Below are 3,168 nucleotides of genomic sequence, written 5' to 3'. Positions count from 1 at the left end.
CGACCGTGTTCGTCGTGCTGCTGGCAGTCGTCGCCGCCGCACACGAAGCCGAGCAGCACCCGGCACCTTCGACGTCGTCACGGCCGGGCTGGTGTTGTTCTTCCTGCCGGATCCGCCGGCGGCGGTGGCGGCCTACCGGGAGCTCCTGCGTCCCGGCGGCCGGCTGGCGTTCAGCTCGTTCGCCGAGTTCGACCCGCGCTACGAGCGCGCCATGAAAGCGCTGGCCGCGCACACCGGGACGCCGCAGCGGCGCGAGCAGGCGCCGGGCATGTTCCGCTCCGAGGAGTCGCTGCGCGCGGCGCTGAGCGGCTGGTCGCAGCTCCGGATCACCGAGTTCACCCAGGTGAGCCGCTTCGCCGGGATCGAGCAGTGGCTGACCTGGGGTCCAGGCGCTCTCACGCAGCGGGGCGTCCGCGGTCACCGAGCGCAGGGTGGTTGCCGCGTCCGCCGCCCGGCCCAGCGCCAGTTGCACCTCGCCGAGGTGTTCCCGCAGGTCCAGGTGCAGCTCGAGCAGGCCGATCAGCGCGCCCGGGTCCACCTCCACACCCTCGAACGGCCGTCCGCGCCACAACCGCAGCGCGTCCTCCAGCAGGGCGAGCGCCTCGGCGTCGGAGCCGGCGGCGCTCGCGGCGGCACTCAGCTCGGCGGCCCGGACCGCGTCCAGTTCGCCGGGCCCGACCCGCATCCGGTACGCGCCGGTGGTCCGCTGGATCCGGTCGCCTCCGTCCACGTGCGACGGCAGCATCCGGCGCAGCTGCCACACGTAGGTCTTCAGGTTCGCCTCGGCCGAAGCCGGTGCGGCCCGGTCCGGCCACAAGGCCTCGGTCAGGATGTCGACGCCGACCCAGGCGTTCGGCCGCAACAGCAGAGCGGCCAGGACGGTGGCCGGTTTGCCCGTACCGAGCCGGCCGGGGATCGTCGTGTGCACCTCGAGCGGGCCGAGGATGTGGAAGAGCACGGGTACACCTCCTTGGTGGTCGCCCTACGATCCATCCGGGCACATGAGGATCCGATGACACGAGCGGGCGGGGGAGGCCACAGTGCGGGTGCTGGTGGTGGAGGACGACGACAACCTGCGGTTCGCGGTGCGTACCGAGCTGGCCGGGGCCGGGCTGGCCGTCACCCAGGCGGCCGACCTCGCCGCCGCGGACGCCGCCCTGACCGGTGGGGACTTCGACTGTGTGGTGTTCGACCGGATGCTGCCCGACGGGGACGCGATCCACTATGTGCACGGGCGCCGCCAGCAGGGCTGGGCCGTGCCCGTGCTGCTGCTGACCGCCCGCGACAGCCTGGCCGACATCGTCGCCGGGTTCGAGCACGGCGGCGACGACTACCTGGTCAAACCGTTCTCGGTGGCCGAGATGACGGCCCGGGTGCTGACCCTGTGCCGGCGTGCGGGCACCGGACGGCCGTCGGTGCTGCGCCACGGCGACCTGGAGATGGACTGCGCCCGCCGCCAGGTACGCCGGGCCGGGGTGCTGCTCGGGCTGACGGCCAAGGAGTTCGCGGTGCTGGAATACCTGCTGACCCGGCCGGAGCAGGCGGTCGCCCGCGGCGAGCTGATCGAGCACTGCTGGGACAGCAGCACCGACCCGATGTCCAACGTGGTCGACGTGGTCGTCCGCCGGCTGCGCGGCAAGCTGCGCGAACCGGAGCTGATCCACACCGTGCGCGGGCGTGGCTACCGGCTGGCCTCATGACCGGCTCGGCGCTGGACCGGCTGCGCCGGCTGCCCTGGTGGCTGGCCGGCTGGCTGACCGCGATCACCGCCACCGGGCTGATCCTGGCGACCTGGCTGCTGATCGGGGCCGACACCCGGCGCGGCGAGGCGGAACTGGACGCGCGGCTGATCCGGGTCACCACGGCGGTCACCCGGCTGATCTCGTACGACGGGACGATCGTCACCGCGCGGATCAGCCGCGACGAGGTGGACACCGGCTGCCCCGAGTTCGCCGTCCTGCCCGGCCCGAACGAGCAGTTCACCGGCCACTTCAGCCGCCAGCCGTGCGTGACGGTGGACGCCGGGACGAAGTCCGTGCTGGCCGCGCGGGCCGTCGCCTCCGGGCGCGAGCAGACCGGCTACGTCCCGGACACCACCGGTGAGCTGATGCGGGTGCGGGCCGAGCCGTTCCGCAACACCGACGGCCAGTACGTCGGCGCCGTGGTCGCCCTGGTCGATCCGGCCGAGGTCCGGGCCGCCCACCGGGATTTCGTGCTCGCGGTGCTGGGCGGCTCGGTGCTGTTCCTGGCCGCGGTCGCCGCTGCGGGCTACCTGCTCACCGTCCGGGCGGTCCGGCCCGCGACCGCCGCCCTGGAACAGCAGGAAGTGCTGCTCGCCGACACCGCGCACGACCTGCGGACCCCTGTCGCCGCGCTGCGGGCGCTCGCCGAGACCGCCCTGCTCCAGCCGGCCCAGCGCACCGAGCTGCTGCCGCGCACGGTCGACCTGGCCCGGCGGATGGGCAGCATCATCGACGGTGTGCTGATCCGGGCCCGGCTGGCCGCCGGGGTGGAGACGCTGACGATCCAGCCACTGTGGCTCGACCAGCTGGTCAGCACCGTGGTCGAGGAGACGGTGGACGACGGGGCCGACATCACCGTGACCACCGCGCCCACCAAGGTCAGCGCCGACGCCGACCTGGTCCGCCGGGCGATCGACAACCTGCTCGACAACGCGCTGCGGCACGGCCGGGTGCCGGGTGAGCCGGCGATCGTGCACATCACCGTGGCCGGCGGACGGGTGACGGTGGCCGACCACGGTCCCGGCATCGACGCGGCCCTGGCCGAGGAGAGCTTCGAACGGTTCAAGAGCTCCGGCGGCTCCAGCGGGCTCGGACTGTCCATCGTGCGCTGGGTCGCCCAGGCGCACGGCGGCACGCTGCGGGTCTACAACGCCGTGGAGGGCGGCGCCATCTTCGAGCTGGAGTTACCGGCCGCCGACTGACACCGGTGTATCCGCCGTGGACCGATCATGTACTCGACCTTCTATGCTTTCGGCGTGACCGCCATGGGGGATGTGCGTCGTTTTGCTGCCCGGACCGAACGGGCGCTGCGCTCGGGCCGCCGGGGCCGGCTGCCCCTCGTGCTGGTCGTCGGCACCTCGCTGGTGGCCGTGACGGCGGCGGTGTCCGGTGCCGCCTCGGCCCCGCCGGGGGTCCGCTTCGCGCA

At 73.5% G+C, this 3,168-nt stretch carries 2 protein-coding genes and 1 pseudogene; 2 read left to right on the top strand and 1 reads right to left on the bottom strand.

Features of this window, described 5'->3' with window-relative positions; translation table 11 throughout:
- Positions 1 to 445: 445 nt before the first annotated feature.
- Positions 446 to 685: pseudogene (locus AB0C29_RS40630) on the bottom strand (BTAD domain-containing putative transcriptional regulator); the annotation flags it as partial.
- 355 nt (positions 686 to 1,040) lie between these two features.
- On the opposite strand from AB0C29_RS40630, the gene AB0C29_RS40625 reads away from it, so the two are divergent.
- Positions 1,041 to 1,700, top strand: a complete 660-nt coding sequence (locus tag AB0C29_RS40625) for a response regulator transcription factor (RefSeq protein WP_360832323.1) — start codon at positions 1,041 to 1,043, stop codon at positions 1,698 to 1,700.
- The gene (locus AB0C29_RS40620; protein WP_360832326.1) at positions 1,697 to 2,944 is read left to right on the top strand and encodes a HAMP domain-containing sensor histidine kinase; all 1,248 of its coding nucleotides are present in this window, start codon (positions 1,697 to 1,699) and stop codon (positions 2,942 to 2,944) included. The genes AB0C29_RS40625 and AB0C29_RS40620 overlap by 4 nt, the downstream gene beginning before the upstream one ends.
- Positions 2,945 to 3,168 lie beyond the last annotated feature (224 nt).

The sequence above is a fragment of the Actinoplanes sp. NPDC048791 genome (genome assembly GCF_040650095.1).
Classification (GTDB): Bacteria; Actinomycetota; Actinomycetes; order Mycobacteriales; family Micromonosporaceae; genus Actinoplanes.
Note: the sequence above shows the minus strand (reverse complement) of the source record. Positions and strands in the feature narration are given on the sequence as shown.